Source organism: Mycobacterium sp. IDUB_37 (genome assembly GCF_055419245.1).
This window is the reverse complement of the sequence record NZ_JBVAXG010000002.1, coordinates 417,186-436,897: the sequence shown is the minus strand read 5'-3', so window position 1 is coordinate 436,897 and position 19,712 is coordinate 417,186. Positions and strand designations below refer to the sequence as shown.

The 19,712-nt window shown below is 63.6% G+C and carries 15 protein-coding genes; 9 read left to right on the top strand and 6 right to left on the bottom strand.

Features of this window, described 5'->3' with window-relative positions; translation table 11 throughout:
* Positions 1-5: 5 nt before the first annotated feature.
* Positions 6-887 (top strand): TIGR03619 family F420-dependent LLM class oxidoreductase, encoded by an 882-nt coding sequence (locus tag ACZY1I_RS08660; RefSeq protein ID WP_463754347.1) that lies wholly within the window; start codon positions 6-8, stop codon positions 885-887.
* Here ACZY1I_RS08660 and ACZY1I_RS08655 read toward each other — a convergent pair.
* From ACZY1I_RS08655 to ACZY1I_RS08645, 3 genes are read right to left on the bottom strand one after another with little or no spacing between them, the layout of a single operon-like run.
* A complete protein-coding gene (locus tag ACZY1I_RS08655) occupies positions 879-1,694 on the bottom strand; it encodes an enoyl-CoA hydratase/isomerase family protein (protein WP_463753942.1) in 816 nt (271 codons plus the stop codon). The two genes, ACZY1I_RS08660 and ACZY1I_RS08655, sit on opposite strands and share 9 nt — an antisense overlap.
* Positions 1,695-1,727: 33 nt before the next feature.
* Complete coding sequence (locus tag ACZY1I_RS08650; RefSeq protein WP_463753941.1) at positions 1,728-3,668, bottom strand: fumarylacetoacetate hydrolase family protein; 1,941 nt, start codon at positions 3,666-3,668, stop codon at positions 1,728-1,730.
* A complete protein-coding gene (locus ACZY1I_RS08645) occupies positions 3,665-5,941 on the bottom strand; it encodes an ATP-dependent DNA ligase (RefSeq protein WP_463753940.1) in 2,277 nt (758 codons plus the stop codon). Before ACZY1I_RS08645 ends, ACZY1I_RS08650 begins: the two co-directional genes overlap by 4 nt.
* Positions 5,942-5,964: 23 nt before the next feature.
* Here ACZY1I_RS08645 and ACZY1I_RS08640 point away from each other — a divergent pair, with 23 nt between their 5' ends.
* The 4 genes from ACZY1I_RS08640 to ACZY1I_RS08625 all read left to right on the top strand — a co-directional run bounded on the left by ACZY1I_RS08640 (position 5,965) and on the right by ACZY1I_RS08625 (position 11,670).
* Positions 5,965-6,891, top strand: a complete 927-nt coding sequence (locus tag ACZY1I_RS08640; RefSeq protein WP_463753939.1) for a carbohydrate kinase family protein — start codon at positions 5,965-5,967, stop codon at positions 6,889-6,891.
* A 94-nt stretch (positions 6,892-6,985) separates the two neighbouring features.
* Positions 6,986-7,906, top strand: coding sequence for a non-homologous end joining protein Ku (gene ku, locus ACZY1I_RS08635; RefSeq protein WP_463753938.1), 921 nt, complete (start codon positions 6,986-6,988; stop codon positions 7,904-7,906).
* A gap of 87 nt (positions 7,907-7,993) precedes the next feature.
* Positions 7,994-9,124, top strand: coding sequence for a phosphate ABC transporter substrate-binding protein PstS (gene pstS, locus ACZY1I_RS08630; protein WP_463753937.1), 1,131 nt, complete (start codon positions 7,994-7,996; stop codon positions 9,122-9,124).
* 365 nt (positions 9,125-9,489) lie between these two features.
* Positions 9,490-11,670: a serine/threonine-protein kinase PknD gene (locus tag ACZY1I_RS08625; protein ID WP_463753936.1), complete on the top strand. Its 2,181-nt coding sequence runs from the start codon at positions 9,490-9,492 to the stop codon at positions 11,668-11,670.
* Here ACZY1I_RS08625 and pstA read toward each other — a convergent pair.
* The 3 genes from pstA to pstS (ACZY1I_RS08610) are packed head-to-tail and all read right to left on the bottom strand — an operon-like array spanning position 11,665 to position 14,773.
* On the bottom strand, positions 11,665-12,636 hold the full coding sequence (pstA, locus tag ACZY1I_RS08620; RefSeq protein WP_463753935.1) for a phosphate ABC transporter permease PstA: 972 nt from the start codon (positions 12,634-12,636) through the stop codon (positions 11,665-11,667). The genes ACZY1I_RS08625 and pstA overlap by 6 nt on opposite strands.
* Before the next feature lie 7 nt (positions 12,637-12,643).
* Complete coding sequence (gene pstC, locus ACZY1I_RS08615) at positions 12,644-13,618, bottom strand: phosphate ABC transporter permease subunit PstC (protein ID WP_463753933.1); 975 nt, start codon at positions 13,616-13,618, stop codon at positions 12,644-12,646.
* A 36-nt stretch (positions 13,619-13,654) separates the two neighbouring features.
* Entirely contained in the window at positions 13,655-14,773 is a 1,119-nt protein-coding gene (gene pstS / locus ACZY1I_RS08610) for a phosphate ABC transporter substrate-binding protein PstS (RefSeq protein ID WP_463753932.1), read from the bottom strand.
* 1,047 nt (positions 14,774-15,820) lie between these two features.
* On the opposite strand from pstS (ACZY1I_RS08610), the gene ACZY1I_RS08605 reads away from it, so the two are divergent.
* The 4 genes from ACZY1I_RS08605 to ACZY1I_RS08590 all read left to right on the top strand — a co-directional run bounded on the left by ACZY1I_RS08605 (position 15,821) and on the right by ACZY1I_RS08590 (position 19,584).
* A complete protein-coding gene (locus ACZY1I_RS08605) occupies positions 15,821-16,612 on the top strand; it encodes an SDR family oxidoreductase (RefSeq protein ID WP_463754346.1) in 792 nt (263 codons plus the stop codon).
* A 90-nt stretch (positions 16,613-16,702) separates the two neighbouring features.
* Positions 16,703-17,413, top strand: a complete 711-nt coding sequence (locus ACZY1I_RS08600; protein WP_463753931.1) for an SDR family oxidoreductase — start codon at positions 16,703-16,705, stop codon at positions 17,411-17,413.
* An 86-nt stretch (positions 17,414-17,499) separates the two neighbouring features.
* Entirely contained in the window at positions 17,500-18,756 is a 1,257-nt protein-coding gene (locus ACZY1I_RS08595) for an Nramp family divalent metal transporter (protein ID WP_463753929.1), read from the top strand.
* 219 nt (positions 18,757-18,975) lie between these two features.
* On the top strand, positions 18,976-19,584 hold the full coding sequence (locus tag ACZY1I_RS08590) for a PE family protein (protein ID WP_463753928.1): 609 nt from the start codon (positions 18,976-18,978) through the stop codon (positions 19,582-19,584).
* Positions 19,585-19,712: the final 128 nt, after the last annotated feature.

Below are 19,712 nucleotides of genomic sequence, written 5' to 3'. Positions count from 1 at the left end.
ATCACGTGCGGTTCAGCTACGCGGAGTCGATGACCGATCCGGCCTATTACATTCCGTTGGCCAAGGCGGCCGAGGCCGCCGGGTATCACAGCATGACGATCGCGGACAGCATCGCCTACCCTTTCGAGTCCGACTCCAAGTATCCGTACACACCTGACGGCAACCGCGAGTTCCTCGATGGCAAAGAAATGGTCGAAACATTCGTCCTGACAGCCGCTTTGGGCGCAGTGACGACCACATTGCGGTTCAATTTCTTCGTCCTCAAGTTGCCCGTCCGCCATCCGGCGCTGACCGCCAAGCAGGTCGGGTCACTCGCGTCGCTGATCGGCAACCGCGTGGGCTTCGGCGTGGGCACCAGTCCGTGGCCGGAGGACTACGAACTGATGGGTCTGCCCTTCGCCAAGCGCGGCAAGCGGATGGATGAATGTATTGAAATCGTGCAAGGGCTTACCAGCGGGGATTACTTCGAATTCCACGGCGAGTTCTACGACATCCCCAAAACCAAGATGAGCCCCGCGCCCACTCAGCCGATCCCCATCCTGGTGGGCGGCCATGCAGATGTTGCACTGCGGCGGGCGGCGCGACTCGACGGCTGGATGCACGGCGGCGGAAGCGACCCCGAAGAACTTGACCGACTCATTGCCCGCGTCAAGCAATTTCGCGAGGAGGCGGGCAAAACCAGCCCGTTCGAGGTGCACGTCATCTCGGCGGATGCCTACACCGTGGACGGCATCAAACGACTCGAGGACAAGGGCGTTACCGACGTCATCGTCGGCTTCCGCTGGCCCTACATCAAGGGGTCTGATCCCGAACCGTTGGAGACCAAGCTCCGGAACCTGGAAAAGTACGCCGACAAAATCATGTCGAAAGTTCCAGCGTCACAGTGAATCCCAGTTGGGCGCCCGCTTCTCGCGGTGCGCTATGGCGGCCTCGGCCGGGTTGTTGGTGAAGCCGGTCAGGATCTGAGTGCGATTCTCGATCTCGATGGCATGCCGCAAACTCGGCGCGTCCAAGGCTGCATTGAGGCCAATCTTGGTTTGCCACACACCGAATGCGTTGTTGGCCGCGATCTCGTGGGCTTTGTTCAGTGCGGCTGTCATCAGGTCGTCGGCGGCCACCACCTCGTGTACCAGCTTGATGCGGTAGGCCTCGTCGGCGTCGATGATCCGGCCGGTCAGCATGAGTTCGCGCGCGACGCCGGCCCCGACCAGTTTGGGAAGCAAGTAGCTCGTGCCCATGTCCATGGACGAAAATCCGGCCTTGATGAACACCGAACCGAACCGGGCGTTTTCGGAGGCGATCCGAATGTCGGAGTGCAGCGCGAACGCCAACCCGCCCCCGACGGCGACGCCGTTGACCGCCGCGATCACCGGGATGGGTAGTTCGTAGAGTCGGATGAATTGTTCGGCGAGGCGCACCTGCGCGTCATAGGTGACCTTGAATCCCGGAGTTGCCGGGTTGACGTCGGTCCAGGCTTCGCCGGTGCCACTCAAGTCCGCGCCGGCACAGAATCCGCGCCCGGCACCCGTCAGGATCGCCGCCCGGAACTCGCCTCCGCTCAGCGCATTCAATGCCTCATCCACGCCCCTGATCAGTGAGCCGTCAATAGCGTTCAACAACCTGGGCCGGTTGAGGGTGATGCAGGCGATGTTCTCCTCGAGGGTTTCCAGTTTGACTGCGGGTTCGGATGCCATATCCGAACGGTAGGCGAGTCAGTGGATTCCCGGCTAGCGGGTCCCGTTCTGCCGCTTGGTCAACCATTCGGCCTGCATCACAAAGAGACTCAGTAACTCCGGTTGCGGCGTGTTCGGATCGAGTTCGCAGTATCGCCGGAACATGTTGACGACGACCCGTTCGGAGTCCAGCCAGGACGCGTACTCACCCAGGTCGACGGCATCGACCGCCTCCGCCAGTGACAAGCCTTTTCGGTGCGCCTCGTCAGCCTGCGCGGTGATGTGCACGAAATAGCTACGGACGGCGCGGATTCCGTCGGGGTCGGTGATGGGACCATGGCCCGGCACCACCACCGGCGCATCCAGAGCGATCATCGCGTCACACGCGGCAATCCAGTTGGCGATCGGCCCGGACCACACGATCGGCGTGCAGCCGATGAACAACAAGTCCCCGCCGAACAGCACACCGGCATCGGGCACATGCACGACCGAGTCTGCCGCGGTGTGGGCCGGCCCCAGGTTCAGCAGGTCCACTCGCCTGCCGCCGACCTCGATGGTCAGCTCACGGTCGAACGTCCGGTCGGCATTACGCAGTGTGATTCCGCTGAAATCGAAGTGCCCGAAGCGGTCTCGCGCGAAGGTCGTCGCAACCGGACCGAGATCGGCCATCTGGATGCCGATCAGCCGGTCCGTACCGGCCTCGTGGGCGATCTCCTCGGCGGTGCCGGCGGCAGCGATGATCCGGACTTTGGCCTCCAGCAGTTGGCTACCGTGCGTGTGGTCGCCGTTGGAGTGGGTGATCAGCGCATCGGTGATAGGCGCCGCATCGGTGATCGGCCGCATGGCGGTCAACATTTCCCGGGTGAGGGCCAGATCGAACAGCGTGTCCACCAACAGCGATCCGCCGTCACCGGCGACCAGACCGGCGTTGCTCCAGCCGTATCCGCCGTCGGGCAGGGTCCATGCCCACACCCGGTCGGCGACCTTGTGCAGCCCACGCGTGTACGGCACCTTCGCCGGCGCCGGGTTGACTCTGGGTAAGGCAGGCGCAGCCGTCGGATTGGGCCGCGAGGCAAGTGGATACGGCGCGGGAGTGGCCCGCACCGTCTGCCGGATCTGGCCCAGGCCTTCGACCTGCAAGGTCACGACATCGCCGTCGTACAACCAGCCGGGGAACGAGTCGGAATTCAGATGCTCGACCAGCGTGCAGGTAGGCACGGTGCCGGAACCGATCACATCACCGGGCCGCAACGTCACGCCGCGTGAGGCATAGGAGATGACTTCGCCGAAACTCCAGTCCATCGACGCGGTTGACCCCGAGCCGACGACGCTGCCGTTGACCAGCGCGGTCACCTGCAGGTTGAGCTTGCCATCGCGACGGTAGGGCGCCAGTTCGTCCGCGGTCACCAGGTACGGGCCCAGGGTGACGCCGCTGTCCTTGCCCTTGGCCTGCCCGATCCGCAGCTGGCCCTCCAGCATCTGCAAGTCCCGTGCCGACCAATCGTTGAAGATCGTGTAGCCGATGATGGCCTGTTCGGCCTGTTCCACCGTCAGATCCTTGCCGGCAACGCCGATGACCGCGGCGATCTCCAACTCGAAGTCCTGCCAAGCGCTTCCGGGTGCGCTCGGGGCATCATCAAAAGGACCCAACACCGTTGCCGGACAAGCGAAGTAGAAAGCCGGGATGCGGTACCAGGTGTCCGTCAGCACCCGACCGCCGCCCATCGCCTCCTGACAGTTGCGCATGTGGTCGAGAAAGCACAACGAGTCTCGGATCGATGGAGGCCGCGGGATCGGGGCCGCCAGCGACACCTCGTGCAGGCCGACCACAGTTGCCGGAGACGCCAATGCCTCCTCCCCCGCCGCGCGCAGCGCGTCGGGACCATCACCGATCAGGTCGAGCAGCGTTCTGCCCGGCGGCATCGCGAAGATCTGGTCACCGGAGAGCACCCCGGGTCGTTCGCCGTCAGCACTCCGGTAGGTAACCCATTTCATTCGCGCACCACCTCATTCGGTTCCTTGTCGGGCCGCAGCCCACGCCAGCTCGATTGCCGCAGCCGGTTGTCTGGGGTCCACTCGCTGTAGCGCACCTCGCCGACCAGGGTCGGTTCGACGAACGTGACGCCCTTGGCGTCGCGCGCCGGAAGCGAAGCGTCGAAGGGAGATTCGTCGGTGTGCAAGGGCGCCAGAGTCTTCTTCAGATTAGCCAGCTCACGGTCGCTGAAGCCGGTACCGACCCGACCGGCAAACTGCAACCCATCGGGCCCGGGGATACCCATCAGCAACGCTCCGATGCCGCTGCTGCGCCCACCTTCTCCGGCTCGCCAGCCGCCGATGATGACTTCCTGAGTGTTCCAGTGTTTGTCTTTGAGCCAGGACGCCGAACGCCGGCCGGGCTGGTAACTCGAGTCCCGCTTCTTGGCGACGACGCCTTCCCAACCCTGGGTGCGCGAATATTCCAACGCCTCGGCACCGTCGCCGGGCAGCAGGTCGGGAACGATCAGATTGCCCACGCCGGCAAGGGTTTCCAGCAACTTACGCCGGTCGGCATACTTGGCCCGCAGCAACGACCGGCCGTCCAGATACACCAGGTCGAACGCCCAGTACTGGATCCGGGTAGCGCGAACCCGGTTCTGCATCTCGTTGAAGCTCGGTACACCGGACTCGTTGAGCGCGACTACTTCGCCATCGAGCACCACGTGGTGCTCCACGAGATCATCTGCCAATGAGCGCAATTGGGGAAATTCCTTGGTGACGTCGCGGCCGCTGCGGGAACGCAGCCGGATAACACCGTGGTCCGCTTCCACCAGTAGGCGGTAGCCGTCCCATTTGCCTTCGAAGGCCCACCGACCCTTCTTCAGGCCACTTACCGAACCGTGGGTGGCGAACATCGGTGCCAATTCGCCGAATTCGAAGACCTTCTGTTCCTTCATCCGATGCGCAAGCCACTGATCGCCGTTGGTTTGGATCAGCGCGTACCGCCCGGAGATCCTGCTGCCGTGCAGGGTGACGATGACTTCGCCTTTTTCGGAGTCATCGCGGAACTTCTCGGTCTCATAGGTGCCTGCGTCCCAGATGACGACCTTGCCGCCGCCGTATTCGCCTTTGGGGATGTTGCCCTCGAAGGTGCCGTATTCCAGCGGATGGTCTTCGGTGTGTACCGCAAGGTGGTTGACGGAGGTCGTTTCGGGCAGGTTCTTCGGAATAGCCCAGGACACCAACACACCGTCTCGTTCCAGCCGGAAGTCGTAGTGTAATCGCCGGGCATGATGTTCCTGGATGACGAATGTATTGTCTTGTCCGGTCGCGGGTTTCGCCCTCGGCACCGGCTCGGGAGTTTTCGACGCGTCACGCATGCTGCGGTATTTGCTCAGTCGGTCCGGCGCGGCCATTGCGGCATCCAGGTCGGCGATCAGGTCGCCGTCGCGGGCCACCCGGTCCAGTACCTCGTCGTAGCGCAGTTGGCGTAACTCGGGGTCGTCGAGTTCGTCCCACGTGCGGGGGGCTGCCACTGTCGGATGGTCCCGGCCGCGTAGCGAGTACGGCGCAATCGTGGTCTTCGACCCGCTGTTCTGGCTCCAGTCCAGGAACACCTTGCCCGCCCGCACACTCTTGGTCATGGTGGACGTGACCAGCTTGGGCATCGACTGTTCAAGTTGCTGCGCAACGCGTTTGGCCAGCACGGTGGCACCGCGACTGCTCACCGGCTCATCCAGCGGCGCATAGATGTGCAACCCCTTGCTGCCACTGGTGAGCGGGTAGGTGGCCAGTCCGATATCCCCGATCAGATCACGCACGGCCCTGGCAACCTCGGTCAGTTGGGCCATCGTCACGCCGTTACCCGGGTCGAGGTCGAAGACGATGCGGGTCGCCGGGCCGGGCTTGAGGCTTTCGCCGTTGCGGGTCCACTCCGCAACGAACCGCCATTGCGGCACGTGCACTTCCAGCGCCGCCTGCTGCGCGATCCAGGCCAGGGCCGTCGTGTTGTCGACGATCGGGTAGGTCGTGGTCCCCGACCGGTGGGTGACGCTGGCGCGCGACAGCCAGTCCGGCGCCGAGGACGCCAATTGCTTTTCGAAGAACGCCGACTCCTCGACACCATTGGGCCAGCGTTTGCGGGTGGCGGGACGTCCGGCGACGTGCGGCACCATCACTGCGGCGATGTCGGTGTAGTAGTCGAAGATGTCCTGCTTGGTGGTTCCCGTTGCCGGATACAGGACCTTGTCGGCGTTGGTCAGCTTCACCCGCTGCTCCTGTGCCGAACCCATGTTGTCAACGTAACCTGTCGAACATGGAGCGTGGCCTCGTTATCGGCGAAGCCCTCATCGATATCGTGCGGGGTCCAGACCACAGCGAGCACGTCGGCGGAAGTCCACTGAACGTCGCCGTCGGGCTGGCGAAGCTGGGCCGTGCGGTCGATTTCCTGACGTACGTCGGCGACGACGCCGCCGGACGCCGCATCATCGACTACGTCAAAGAAGCTGGTGCACGGCTTGTTCCGGGCAGCGTTGCCGCCGCGCGAACATCCACAGCGGTCGCGACCATTGGCCCGGACGGGTCGGCTACGTACGCCTTCGACCTGGATTGGCGGCTCGAAGGCACACCGCCGGTGCCGCCCCCCTTGTTCGTGCACACCGGATCGATCGCCGCCGTACGCGAGCCGGGCTGCCTGGCGGTCGCCGCCTTGCTCGACGCGTACCGGGTGTCAGCGACGGTCACCTTCGATCCCAACGTCCGGCCGGCACTGATCGTGGATCGCGACCAGGCGCGCGAACGCATCGACAAGGTGTTGGAACGCAGCGACATCGTCAAGGTCAGCGACGAGGATCTGCATTGGCTCACGCCCGACCGGCCCCCGCAGGACACCGCCCGCAGTTGGCTCGCATCCGGGCCTGCTCTGGTGGTCTTGACCATGGGTGATCAGGGCTCGCTGGCGTTCTGCGCGGCCGGCGAGGCCCGAGTGCCCGCCGAGTCGGTCGAGGTGGCAGACACCGTAGGCGCCGGCGACGCGTTCATGGTCGGTCTGCTCGATGCCCTGTGGGAACGGGGCTTGCTGGGCGGCGGCCACCGACAGCAATTACGCCGGATCGGGCTCGACCCGCTGACGTCGGCGCTTGAGATCGCGACCGCTGCGTCGGCACTGACCGTCAGCCGGGCAGGAGCCCAACTCCCCGACCGCGCGGAGCTCAATGCCGCTGAATCTGGGCGGCGCACTTAGCTTTTGATCGCCGCGAGCGTGACGGCAATGCGCATCGCCCGGCCGAATTTCGCAGCAACGTTACGCTCGGGGGCGCCTAGGGCATACTGACAAAATGCGCTCCATTTGGAAGGGCTCTATCGCATTCGGGCTGGTAAACGTGCCAGTCAAGGTGTACAGCGCCACCCAGGACCACGACATCAAGTTCCACCAGGTGCATGCCAAGGACAACGGGCGCATTCGGTACAAGCGGGTGTGCGAGGAGTGTGGCGAGGTCGTGGAATATGGCGACATCGCGCGGGCCTTCGAATCCGACGACGGCAAGTCGGTGGTGATCACCGACGACGATATCTCCACCTTGCCCGAGGAGCGCAGTCGCGAGATCGAGGTGCTGGAGTTCGTTCCGGCCAGCGAGGTCGATCCGATGTTGTTCGACCGGAGCTACTTTCTCGAGCCTGACTCGAAATCGTCCAAATCGTATGTGCTGCTGGCCAAAACGCTTGCCGACACAGACCGGATGGCGATCGTCCATTTCACACTGCGCAACAAGACCCGACTGGCCGCCTTGCGCGTGAAGGATTTCGGCAAGCGCGATGTCATGGTCATCCATACATTGTTGTGGCCCGACGAGATCCGCGACCCGGACTTTCCGGTGCTGGACAAAGAAGTAGAGATCAAACCGGCCGAGCTGAAGATGGCCGGCCAGGTGGTGGAATCCATGGCCGACGACTTCGACCCGGACCGCTACCACGACACCTATCAGGAACAGTTGCAAGAACTGGTCGACGCCAAACTCGAAGGTGGAGAAGCCTTCACCGTCGAAGAAAAGCCGACCGAATTGGACGAGGCCGAAGATGTCTCCGACCTACTGGCCAAGCTGGAAGCGAGTGTGAAAGCGCGCTCCGGCGACAGCAAGACACCAGAGAAGAAGTCCGCCGCAAAGAAGGCACCCGCGAAGAAGGCTGTAGCGAAAAAGGCACCGGCCAAGAAAGCGCCGGCCAAAAAGTCGACCTCCAAAGCCGCGTCGAAATCCTGACCCCGCAAAATTGACAACGCGAGTTCATCTTCCGGTTGTCGCCTGTTCACGTATGCTCATCGTGCTGCCGACCCGCGAGGAGTTGACGTGAAGTTCACTCGATCTGGCTCCGCACTCAGTCTGGTCATGGCCGCCGCCCTGGTGTTGTCGGGATGTGGTGGCAACTCGGGCAACAATGCGTCATCGTCGGGATCCAGTAGCGCCACTCCGGTGGTCCCGGTGAACTGCGGCGGCAAGAAGAAGATCTTGGCCGCCGGATCGACCGCCCAGAAGAATGCAATGGAGCAGTTCGTTTACGCGTTTATCCACGCCTGCCCAGGTCACACGCTGGACTACAACGCCAATGGCTCGGGTGCCGGAATGAAATCGTTCCTGGGTAGCCAGACCGACTTGGCGGGCTCTGACTCACCCATGAACGCCGACAAGGGCGAGCCCGACCGGGCAAGAGAGCGGTGCGGTTCACCGGCCTGGGACGTACCCGTGGTGTTCGGCCCGATCGCGGTCACCTACAACATCAACGGGGTCAACTCGCTCAGTCTGGACGGCCCCACCATTGGCAAGATCTTCAACGGCGCCATCACCAAGTGGGACGACCCGGCGATCAAGTCGCTCAACCCGAACACTAATTTGCCCGCGACTCCTATTCACGTCGTCTTCCGCTCCGACCAATCCGGCACTACCGACAATTTCCAGAAATATCTGGACGCGGCCTCAAACGGGACCTGGGGTAAAGGTGCTGGGCAGGCATTCAACGGGGGTGTCGGCGAAGGCGCCGCGGGAAACGACGGCACGTCGCAGGCGATGAAGCGGGTCGACGGTTCGATCACCTACAACGAATGGTCCTTCGCCGTCGGCCACCAATTGAACATGGCCCAGATCATCACTTCGGCAGGGCCGGATGCGGTGTCCATCAGCGCCGAGACTGTCGGTAAGACCATCGCCGGCGCGACATTCAAGGGCGGCGGCGACGAGCACGACCTGATTGTGGACACCTCGTCGTTCTATCGACCGACTCAATCCGGGGCCTATCCGATTGTGCTGGTGACCTACGAGATCGTCTGCTCGAAGTACCCGGATGCCCCCACCGGCCAGGCGGTTAAGGCGTTTATGCAAACCACAATTGGCGACGGCCAGATTGGTTTGGACGAGTACGGATACATTCCGCTGCCGAACTCGTTCCAATCGAAATTGATTCCGATCGTGAATGCCATCGGGTAGCCGAGAGTCACCGGCGCGGGCAGCCCGGACACGTTGCGGCAAGGCCGATTTCCGCCAGATCGGCACCTCGCCGGTCTCCTGACGCCGTCTCCGCACCGATTGCCGCCAACCCGACCGACTTTGGCCGGCAACGAATTTCGCGAAAGCCGCGCGACACCGCCAAGGAGCGGACTACCACGGCCTCGTTACTCACTCGTGATTGAAAATTCATGCCGAGTAGCCGAATTTTGTTGTGTGCCCACTCTCCGAGGATTTACCGTGTGTTAACCATCAGTTTCGACGGGCTGCAGGTCTGACGCGTCGGGATTCGCGGCGGCCGGTTGCGGTTCGCGGTATGGGGTGGCCGGGCGAAGGGAGCATCGACGGTGACCAACACCGGGTCGGAATCGCGGGTCGGGTCGCACTTCGGGCCTTATCAATTGGTGCGTCTGATCGGCCGCGGCGGGATGGGCGAGGTCTACGAGGCCGAGGACACCCGCAAGCACCGCGTGGTAGCACTCAAGTTGATCTCGATGCAGTACTCCGGCAACCCGGTTTTCACCGCGCGGATGCAGCGCGAAGCCGATACTGCGGGGCGATTGACTGAACCGCACATCGTGCCGATCCATGACTACGGCGAGATCGATGGCACGTTCTTCGTGGAGATGCGCCTAATCGACGGCGTATCGCTGCGCTCGATGTTGACGCAATTCGGCCCGCTCACCCCGGCCCGGACGGTCGCCATCGTGCGGCAGATCGCCGCGGCACTGGACTCCGCCCACGCCACCGGGATCACCCACCGCGACGTCAAACCGGAAAACATCCTGATTGCCCACAATGACTTCGCTTACCTGGTGGACTTCGGTATCGCACGCGCCGCCCACGACCCGGGTTTGACGCAAAGCGGAATGGCCGTCGGAACCTATAACTACATGGCCCCGGAACGGTTCACCGGGGACGACGTCACCTACCGTGCCGATATCTACGCACTGGCATGCGTCCTGGGCGAATGCTTGACCGGGGCGCCGCCGTACCGGGCTGACAGCGTCGAACGATTGATCGCCTCGCACCTGATGGAACCGATCCCGCGGCCAAGCGTGCTTCGCCCCGGCCGGGTGCCGGAGGCACTGGATCACGTGATCGCGAAAGGCATGGCGAAGAACCCCAACCAGCGCTACATGACCGCCGGCGACCTGGCCGTTGCCGCGCACGGCGCGCTGAGCACGCCCGACCAGCGGCAAGAGGCCACGATCCTGCGACGAGGCGACAACGAGACGCTGATGCTGCCTGCGGTCGACCCGGGCGCCAACGGCGGTTGGTCGAGCCAGGGCGCCTCCGGCTCGCACCCGAGCGGCAACGTCGGCACCGGTTCGCACCCCGGCGCCTACACCGGGTCAGGTTCGCAACCGAGCGGGCCGGCGACCATGCGCGCACCAGCTCCGCAGTTCCGCACCGGCGACGAGACCGTGGCCCAGCCCATCCCGTCCAACCCCGCCGGCTGGCGCCAGCAGTCCAACAGCTCCGAACAATTCACCCAAGCCGCCCCCATCGCCCCCGCCGGTTGGGCCAGCCAACCCGGGGTCGCCACGGGATCCGGCCAAGGCGGTCCGCCGTCCTACAACCAACCCTCCCAGCCGCACGCGACTACGCCTCAGCCCTCAACCTCCGGCAAGTCACGCAAGCCAGTCATCATCGGCGCCGCCGCAGCCGCCGCCCTGCTCGTCGTGATCCTGGTGGCCGTGTTCATATTCACCCGCCCCTCGGGCGGCGGGAATGGTGGTGGGGGCGCGCAGACCGCGACCGGGCAACAGGTGATGCCGTTCAACGGCCTCAACTTCCGGTTCGCGCCCGGCGGAGTCGCCGTCGACGGCACCGGAACCGTCTACGCCACCAACCAGACCATGTACGGGCGGGTGGTGGCGTTACCGAACGGTTCCAGCTCGCCGACGGTCAAGCCGTTCAACGGGCTGTATGAACCGCAGGGCATCGCGGTGGACGGCTCCGGGAAGATCTACGTCAGCGACTTCAACAACCGGGTGGTGGCTTTGTCGGCTGGTTCGAACAACCAGGTTGTGCTGCCGTTCAACGGCCTCAACTACCCCGAAGGTGTCGCGGTAGACGCTCAGGGCAACGTGTACGTCGCCGACCGCGGCAACAACCGGGTGCTGAAGCTGGCGTCCGGCAGCACCGATCAGACTGAGCTGCCGTTGCAAGGTTTGAAAAACCCCGACGGGGTCGCCGTGGACAGCGAAGGCAACATCTACGTCACCGACACCGACAACAACCGGGTGCTGAAACTGGACGCCGGGACTTCCAACCAGTCGGTGCTGCCCTTCTCCGGAATTTCAGCGCCGTGGGGCATCACGGTCGACGGCGCGGGCAACGTCTTCGTCACCGAACACGACAACAACGTGGTGGCGAAGCTGCCCGCCGGGGCTACCGCCTCGATCGAACTGCCGTTCACCGGCCTGAATACTCCGCTGTCGGTGGCGGTGGACAAAAAGGGCAATGTGTACGTCGCCGACCGCGGCAACAGCCGGGTGTTGAAGCTCGCACCGGGCTCATAGACCCGGCAGCCAGCGGAGCAGCACCAGATAGCGGATGCCGCTACCGATCCAGCGCATCACGCGGCGAGCGAACGCCGATCGGAACGCCGCCGCGGTGAGATTGATCGCGGCCACCACGAGGATCAGCGTCAGCGCCGCTCCCCAGACACGCAGGAATCCGGCATGCTCCGGGTTGGTGAGCTCGGTGTAGATCAGCAGCGGCAACGAAGCCATGTTGCCGTCGAAGATGTCGAGGTTGATCGAGCGGCTGTACCCGACCAGCACCAGTACCGGCGCCGTCTCGCCGATCACCCGCGCGACCGACAGCAGTACACCCGACACGATGCCGGGTGTCGCAATGGGGCCGACTATTCGCACGATCGTCTTCCACTTCGGAATCCCCAACGCGTAGCTTGCTTCTCGCAACTCGTCGGGAACCAGCCGCAGCATCTCCTCGGTGGAACGCACCACCACCGGCAGCATCAACAGCACCAACGCAAACGACACGGCGAGAGCACTCTGCTGGAACTTCAGGGTGGCGATCCACAGACTGAAGACGAACAACGCCGCCACGATCGAGGGCACCCCGGCGAGCACGTCAACCATGAACGTGGACACCCGCGCCATCCGGCTGGTCCCGTATTCCACCAGGTACACCGCGGTCATCAAGCCCAGCGGCACTGCGATCACCGCAGCGACACCGGCCTGCACCAGGGACCCGTACAGCGCGTGATACACCCCGCCGGCGAACTCCTCGGGCAGTACGCCGCGGAGTGAGTGCGTCCACCAGTCGACGTGAACGACGGCTTGCCATCCGCGTGCGATCACCACTGCCAGCAGCCACACCAACGGAACCAGCGCGACGAGGAAAGAGAGTCTGAAAAACAGGGTTGCGACGTTGTTCTTGATGCGGCGGCTCAGGCTGAGCGGACGAAACACCAGAGATTTGACCGGCTGCTCGAGCGCGGCGGGACTCAATTGCGTCATCCGAGACTCACCCGTTGACCTTTCCGCCGGCGATTGCGCGGGCGGCGGCGTTGACCAGGAAAGTCAGGACGAACAGCGCGAACCCCGCCGAGATGTAGGCGCCGGTAGGCAGCGGCTGGCTGAATTCCGAAGCCGCCGAGGCAATCTTGGAAGCAAAGGTGTAGCCGCCGTCGAACAGCGACCATTTTCCGGCTTTGGCGGCCGAGCGCAGGATGATCAGCACCGCGACGGTTTCGCCAAGCGCGCGACCGAGCCCCAGCATCGAGGCCGCGACGACTCCGCTGCGACCGAACGGCAGCACGGTCATCCGCACCACCTCCCACCTTGTCGCACCTAGCGCTTGTGCCGCCTCGATCTGGATCAACGGGGTCTGCTTGAACACCTCACGGGAAACCGAGGTGACGATAGGCAGGATCATCACCGCCAGCACGATGCTCGCAGTGAAGATGGTGCCGCCGCCGGCCAGCGACACATTGCCCTGCCTGAACAGGAAGAACCACCCCAGATTGCGGTTGAGGAAGCTCGCCACGGGCTCCAATTTGGGTGCCAGCACAAAGATTCCCCATAGGCCGAAAACGATCGACGGCACCGCGGCCAGCAGATCCACCATCGCCCCGAACGGACGAGACAGCCGCTGCGGCGCGTACTGCGTGATGAAGACCGCGATGCCGACGGCGATGGGCACCGCCAGCACCAGGGCACTGATCGAGCTGAGCAGCGTGACCATGAACAGGTCCCGGATTCCGAAAGCCAGCTTGTCGTTGTCGGAAGTGTCGAACTGCGTGCTGGTGAAAAAATTGGCTGTGTTCGCGCGCAACGACGGAACCGCCCGAACCAGCAGGAACACCGCGATCAGCAGGATCGCCACCACGATGGTGGATCCGGCAGCCGAAGCGACCAGCTTGAACAGGCGGTCTGCCCGCCGTGATGCGCGCGCGTCAACCTCCGCTAGCGCAGTCTTTGCTAGCGGGGGTTTGGCCACGTAAACCTCAGATCAGCAGACGGCTCAGGGACTGGGTCAAGAAATAGCGTTGACCGCGGTCGACAACCTCGACTTGAACGAGTCGGGGATGGGGACATAACCGTTGTCGCCCAAGCCATTCTGCCCGCCGCCGATTGTCGACTGCAGGAACGCCTTCACGGCCGTCCCGGTCTGCGAGTCGGGGTACTTCGAGCAGACGATCTCGTAGGTTGCCAACACGATCGGGTAGGAACCGGGCTGCGTCGGCCGATAGAACGAGAGCGTGTCGAGCACCAGGTCGTTGCCCTGGCCGGCGATCGTGGCCCCGGCGATGGTCTTGCCGACGGAGTCGGTGCCGATGGCGACGGGCTCCGGACCGGCAGAGGTGATGACCTTGGCCATGTTGAGATGCTGGCCCTGCGCGAACGACCACTCGTTGTAGGTGATCGAGCCTTCGGTGCTCTTGATGGCCGCGGACGTGCCGTCGTTGCCTTTGGCGCCCTCACCGACGCCGCCCTTGAAGGCCTTGCCGGCGCCCTTGCCCCATCCGCCATTGGACGCGGCGTCGAGGTAGCGCTGGAAGTTGTCGGTAGTCCCCGACTCGTCGCTACGGAACACCACGTGGATTTCCGTAGCGGGCAGGTTGGTACCGGAGTTGAGTGCGGCGATCGCGGGGTCGTTCCAATTCTTGATACCGCCGCTGAAGATCTTGGCCAGGGTCGCCCCGTCGAGGTTCAGCGAACTCACGCCGTTGATGTTGTAGGTGACCGCGATGGGACCGAACACCACCGGCAGATTCCAGGCCGGGGCACCCCCGCAGCGTTGTTGAGCGGTGCCCGCTTCGTCCTTGCTCAACGGCGAGTCCGAACCCCCGAAATCGGTCTGGTTGCCGTTGAATTCGCTGATGCCGGCGCCCGAACCGTTGCCGGTGTAGTTCAACGTCTGCCCCGGACATGCGGATTCGTACGCCTTCACAAAGCGGGTCATCGCGTTGGCCTGCGCGGTGGAGCCACTGGCCTTCAGCGCCTTCTTGCCGCCGCAATTCACATTTGCCGCAGGCGATCCCGACGAACCTTGGCTGCCCCCGGTTGAGTTGTTGTCGCTACCACACGCCGACAAGACCAGGGCACCCGATGCCAGGACTCCCAGTGCGGCACCAAATCGGTTGAGTTTCAATTCAGTTCCTAACGGTAGTGATGAGACATACTAGCCGCCGCCCTTCGTTGCGGCCCGCCGGCCAAACCCTTTCGTCGCCGCCTTTCAGCTACATTAACAACAGGTTACGTGCGGTGAAAGGGTCTCGAGACTGGGCGTTCCCGGCCTCCCGACGGCCCCTTGGCTACGGGACGCAGTCCGGACGGCGAACGCGTCGCACCCCCGCGCTCCGGAAGTCGAACGGTGCGACCGAGTAGCGGCATCGACGACTCAATTCGACTACCCAATTCGCTACTCGATACCACGCGATGCGAAATAAATTTAACGCATTGCACGATTTAGAGTCGCGCATTCCATTGACTACGCGCACAGAGGCCCTACGCCCGCGTACCGCGCGCCGGCGCACCATGGATTTGATCAGAGCAGTCTCCCGGATCGTCTAATAGTGCTGCAATAGAACGGATTCAGTGAAAGTCGAGACCTCCGCCTGCCGATCACGAGCCTCGACCAGAAGGTCTGCTGCGACTCACATCGCACCGCGCCGGAGTCCAACCGGACGCGTTCGGCGTATCGCCCAGAGCCTGGCATGTCACTAATCGCGCGATTCATCATCGACACCAGCGCGGCCACCAAAGATGGCCGATCCTGAAGTAAAGCGGCGATTGCTAGCCCTGATTGACGCCGGTAGCCGACACGACTACGAACGGTCGCTGGCCCATCACCGCGCAACCCGCGAATATCTGCCAACCAACGACGAACACTGGCACACGGCGCTCGGTGCGCAGCGAGCCCTCGCAGAGACCAGCGAGCACGGCAAAGTCGACATCCAGGATCTACTGACGGCGTGCTGGCCTCCGTGCACAAGCGCACCCTGATTCACTACAAAGCCGGTTTCGAGGCGGCCGCAACGGTATTGACGTTCCGGCACCGCTGGGTGATGCCGCCGGGCACCCTCGAGATGCGGCCATCAGCTGCGTCAGCCCGTGTGACAAACTAGAACCTGTTACAAAAATCCCCGAGGCGGTGGACTACGTCGTCGTTTCGGCCGACATCGGAAACGAGGCCATCGTGATCCTCGACAGGTTCCGTCTCGACGACAAGGTCGCTGTCATCACCGGAGGCGGGCGCGGTCTGGGCGCCGCCATCGCGTTGGCTTTCGCCGAGGCAGGTGCCGATGTCGTCATCGCCTCGCGAACTCAATCCCAGCTCGACGAGGTCGCCGAGCAGGTCCGCGCGACGGGCCGCCGTGCTCATGTCCTGGCCGCCGACCTGGCCCATCCCGAGGACACCGCGGGTCTGGCCGCCGCCGCCGTCGAGGCGTTCGGAAAACTAGACATCGTCGTCAACAACGTCGGTGGCACGATGCCGAACACACTGCTGACCACGTCGACCAAGGACCTCCGGGACGCGTTCACGTTCAACGTCGGAACCGCGCATGCACTCACGGTCGCGGCCGTGCCGCTGATGCTCGAGCACTCCGGCGGCGGCAGCATCATCAACATCACCTCGGCGATCGGCCGGTTGGCCGGCCGCGGCTTCGCCGCCTACGGCACGGCCAAAGCCGCACTGTCCCACTACACCCGTCTGACCGCGCTCGACCTGTGCCCGCGCATCCGAGTCAACGCGATCGCACCGGGGTCAATCCTCACCTCGGCCCTCGACGTAGTGGCCGGCAACGATGAGCTACGGGAGCCGATGGAGCGGGCGACACCACTGCGCCGTCTCGGTGATCCACTCGACATCGCCGCTGCCGCAGTCTATTTGGCGTCGCCGGCCGGCGCATTTCTGACCGGCAAGACGATCGAGGTCGACGGCGGATTGACCTTCCCCAACCTCGACATTCCCGTACCCGACCTGTGAGCCGCACGCGGCGCGTGGCCGATCTGCCATAGCTCGGTTGGGACCGTCAGGCCCAGACTGGATGCATCGGTAACGGCGGAAGGCGATTTCATGTCCAGACGACGGGTCCTGATCACCGGAGCATCCAAGGGCATAGGACGGAGTGTCGCGGATCGACTCGCCGCCGATGGCTATCAACCAGTCGGCCTGGCCCGAACCGCGCCGGCCGACTTTCCCGGCGAATTCCACCAGGTTGACCTCGGGGACCGCGCTGCGACCGCGCAAGCGATGGCGGAGATCACCGCCAACGGTCAAGTCGACGCCGTGGTCAACAATGTCGGTTTCGCAAGGTTCGGCCGCATCGGCTCGATCGATCTGGACGACCTGTTCTCGACCTATGACATGAACGTGCGCACCGCGGTCCAGGTCGTGCAAGCGATCCTGCCGGGCATGGTCAGCGCCGGATGGGGCCGCATCGTCAATGTCACCAGCCTGACGACGCTCGGCACACCCGAGCGCACGCCGTACGCCGCGGCGAAGGCCGCGCTCGAAACCTGCACACGGATCTGGGCGAACGAACTGGCAGACACCGGCATCACGGTAAACGCAGTTGCGCCCGGGCCGATTGAAACCGAGATGTATCGCGAACGCAGCCCCGCGGGATCGGAGCGTGAAGCTCGTTTACTCGACGCCATTCCGATGCATCGGGTGGGGACTCCGGCGGAGATCGCCCACGTGATATGTCTCCTGTTAGGCGAGGACGCGGGCTACATCACCGGACAGATTGTCCGCGTCGACGGCGGTGGCAGCATCGGCGGCTAACCGAGTAGTTTGGCGCTGTTGCCGCCGGGCGGTAGCCGCGCCGAGGATTGGATTCGGATAACCTCACTTTTTTATTCGGGATCGCGTTGAAGATCCATCACCCGAAGGTCGGTGAGTTGGCGCAGGACACCACAACCCCGAACAAGGCTGGCTGGTATCTGCTGGGGCCGGCGTTCGTCGCTGCCATCGCCTATGTCGACCCCGGCAACGTCGCCGCCAACGTCAGTTCCGGTACCCAGTTCGGCTACCTGCTGTTGTGGGTCATCGTCGCGGCCAACATCATGGCCGGCCTCGTGCAGTACCTCTCGGCGAAACTCGGGCTGGTCACCGGGCAGTCGCTGCCCGAGGCGATCGGTAAAGGGATGGGACGCCGGGCCAGACTCGTCTACTGGGCGCAGGCCGAAATCGTGGCGATGTCCACCGATGTCGCCGAGGTGATCGGCGGAGCCATCGCGTTACGCATCCTGTTCGGCCTTCCACTTCCTCTCGGCGGAGTCATCACCGGGGCGGTCTCGCTGCTGATGCTGCTGATCAAAGACCGACGCGGCCAGCGCCTGTTCGAAGCGGTCATCACCGGGTTGCTGCTGGTGATCGCTATCGGCTTCACCGCCAGCTTCTTCGTCTCGACCCCACCGATCGGCGACGTGATTACCGGTCTGATGCCGCGTTTTCAAGGCGCCGAGAGCGTGTTGCTGGCTGCCGCGATCCTGGGCGCCACGGTGATGCCGCACGCGGTGTATCTGCATTCCGGGCTGGCCCGAGACCGGCACGGGCATCCCGAGGCCGGGCCGCCCCGACGCCGGTTGTTGCGCATCACCCGGTGGGACGTGGGCGTGGCCATGGTGATCGCCGGCGGAGTCAATGCCGCGATGCTGCTGGTCGCCGCGTTCAGCATGCGTGGTCACGGAGACGTCGGGTCTATCGATGACGCTTACGCCACGGTCCGCGACACGCTCGGGCCGTCCATCGCGGTGCTGTTCGCCGTCGGGTTGCTGGCCTCCGGTCTGGCGTCGACATCGGTGGGCGCCTATGCCGGGGCGATGATCATGCAGGGCTTGCTGAATTGGTCGGTACCGATGCTGGTGCGTCGCCTCGTCACGCTGAGCCCGGCGGTAGCGCTGTTGGCATTCAACGTCGACCCCACCCGGACCTTGGTGCTCTCTCAGGTAGTGCTGTCGTTCGGCATTCCGTTCGCCGTACTACCGCTCGTCCGACTCACCAGCAACCGCGAGGTGATGGGCGAGGACGCCAATCACCGCGCGACGACTCTGGTCGGCTGGGTGGTCGCAGTGCTGATCAGTCTGCTTAACGTGGCACTGATTTATTTGACCTTGGCCGGCTAGCCACGAATTCTCGGACGCGCGGTAAGAGCTATTCGCGAAACGTCGTTGTTCGAACTTGCCGCTGGAGATCACTTTCGCGCAATACCGCACCGCCTGATGCTGCACCGCAAAGCGAGTAGGCGGTTACTCTAGCCCGCCCCGTCAACCCGGGCGACACTCGATTGCGCAGCCGGTTCCGCCTACTAGGGCACGGCCCGACGAGCTAGAGGGTGAACGGACATGTCGCTGGTAGTCGCTGTGCCGGAGCTGATGACTGAGGCCGCCATAGACCTGAAAACTATTGCTGCAAGACTCAACGCCGCACACATCGCAGCAACCGCCCCGACCCTTGAAGTACAGCCGGCGGCCGCCGATGAGGTGTCAGAAAGTATCGCGCATCTGTTTTCTGGCTACGGCCAGGACTACCAGAAGCTGGCTGGCCAGGCCGCGGTGTTTCACGAAAAGTTTGTGCAGCACCTGAATGCGAGTGCGGACATGTATGCGAGCGCTGAAGCCGTCAACATCGGGTTGGTTCAGCCCCTGACCCCGATTGTGGAGTCGGTTATCGCGGCTAGCGGCTTGCAGAAACCGCTGGCCGACGCGTTGGTCAGTTACCTTGCGACGCTCCAACAAGTATTGCTTGGAAATCCGTTGACTTATGCTCTTGGAGCAGCACTGGCGATAGGCTTAATCTTTGCCTTTTTAGGAACAGTCCTTTTCTTTTTGCTGGCGGGCTCATTGCTATCTAGCATGGGCATTAGCGCGATTCGCCCTATTTTAATGCCCATCGTCTCTATTTTGGGTGCTGTCATTCTCCCCACTTCAGATGCCATAACCGCGATTGCATGACCGCCGGTTGCCAAGCACGGTAGGTGGCGCGGGCGTCACCAGGTACGGCAAGATCGACCTGTTGTCGTCGAAGACTCGCGGGGAGTCAGGTTGCCACCAGGGTTCATGCCGTTGAGCTTGCTGATCTA

Bases quoted from the DNA above. Each gene is read 5' to 3' on its own strand.
- ACZY1I_RS08655 (WP_463753942.1), bottom strand. From the start codon at position 1,694: ATGGCATCCGAACCCGCAGTCAAACTGGAAACCCTCGAGGAGAACATC.
- ACZY1I_RS08650 (WP_463753941.1), bottom strand. From the start codon at position 3,668: ATGAAATGGGTTACCTACCGGAGTGCTGACGGCGAACGACCCGGGGTG.
- ACZY1I_RS08645 (WP_463753940.1), bottom strand. From the start codon at position 5,941: ATGGGTTCGGCACAGGAGCAGCGGGTGAAGCTGACCAACGCCGACAAG.
- ACZY1I_RS08640 (WP_463753939.1), top strand. From the start codon at position 5,965: ATGGAGCGTGGCCTCGTTATCGGCGAAGCCCTCATCGATATCGTGCGG.
- ku (WP_463753938.1), top strand. From the start codon at position 6,986: ATGCGCTCCATTTGGAAGGGCTCTATCGCATTCGGGCTGGTAAACGTG.
- pstA (WP_463753935.1), bottom strand. From the start codon at position 12,636: ATGACGCAATTGAGTCCCGCCGCGCTCGAGCAGCCGGTCAAATCTCTG.
- ACZY1I_RS08600 (WP_463753931.1), top strand. From the start codon at position 16,703: ATGTCCAGACGACGGGTCCTGATCACCGGAGCATCCAAGGGCATAGGA.
- ACZY1I_RS08590 (WP_463753928.1), top strand. From the start codon at position 18,976: ATGTCGCTGGTAGTCGCTGTGCCGGAGCTGATGACTGAGGCCGCCATA.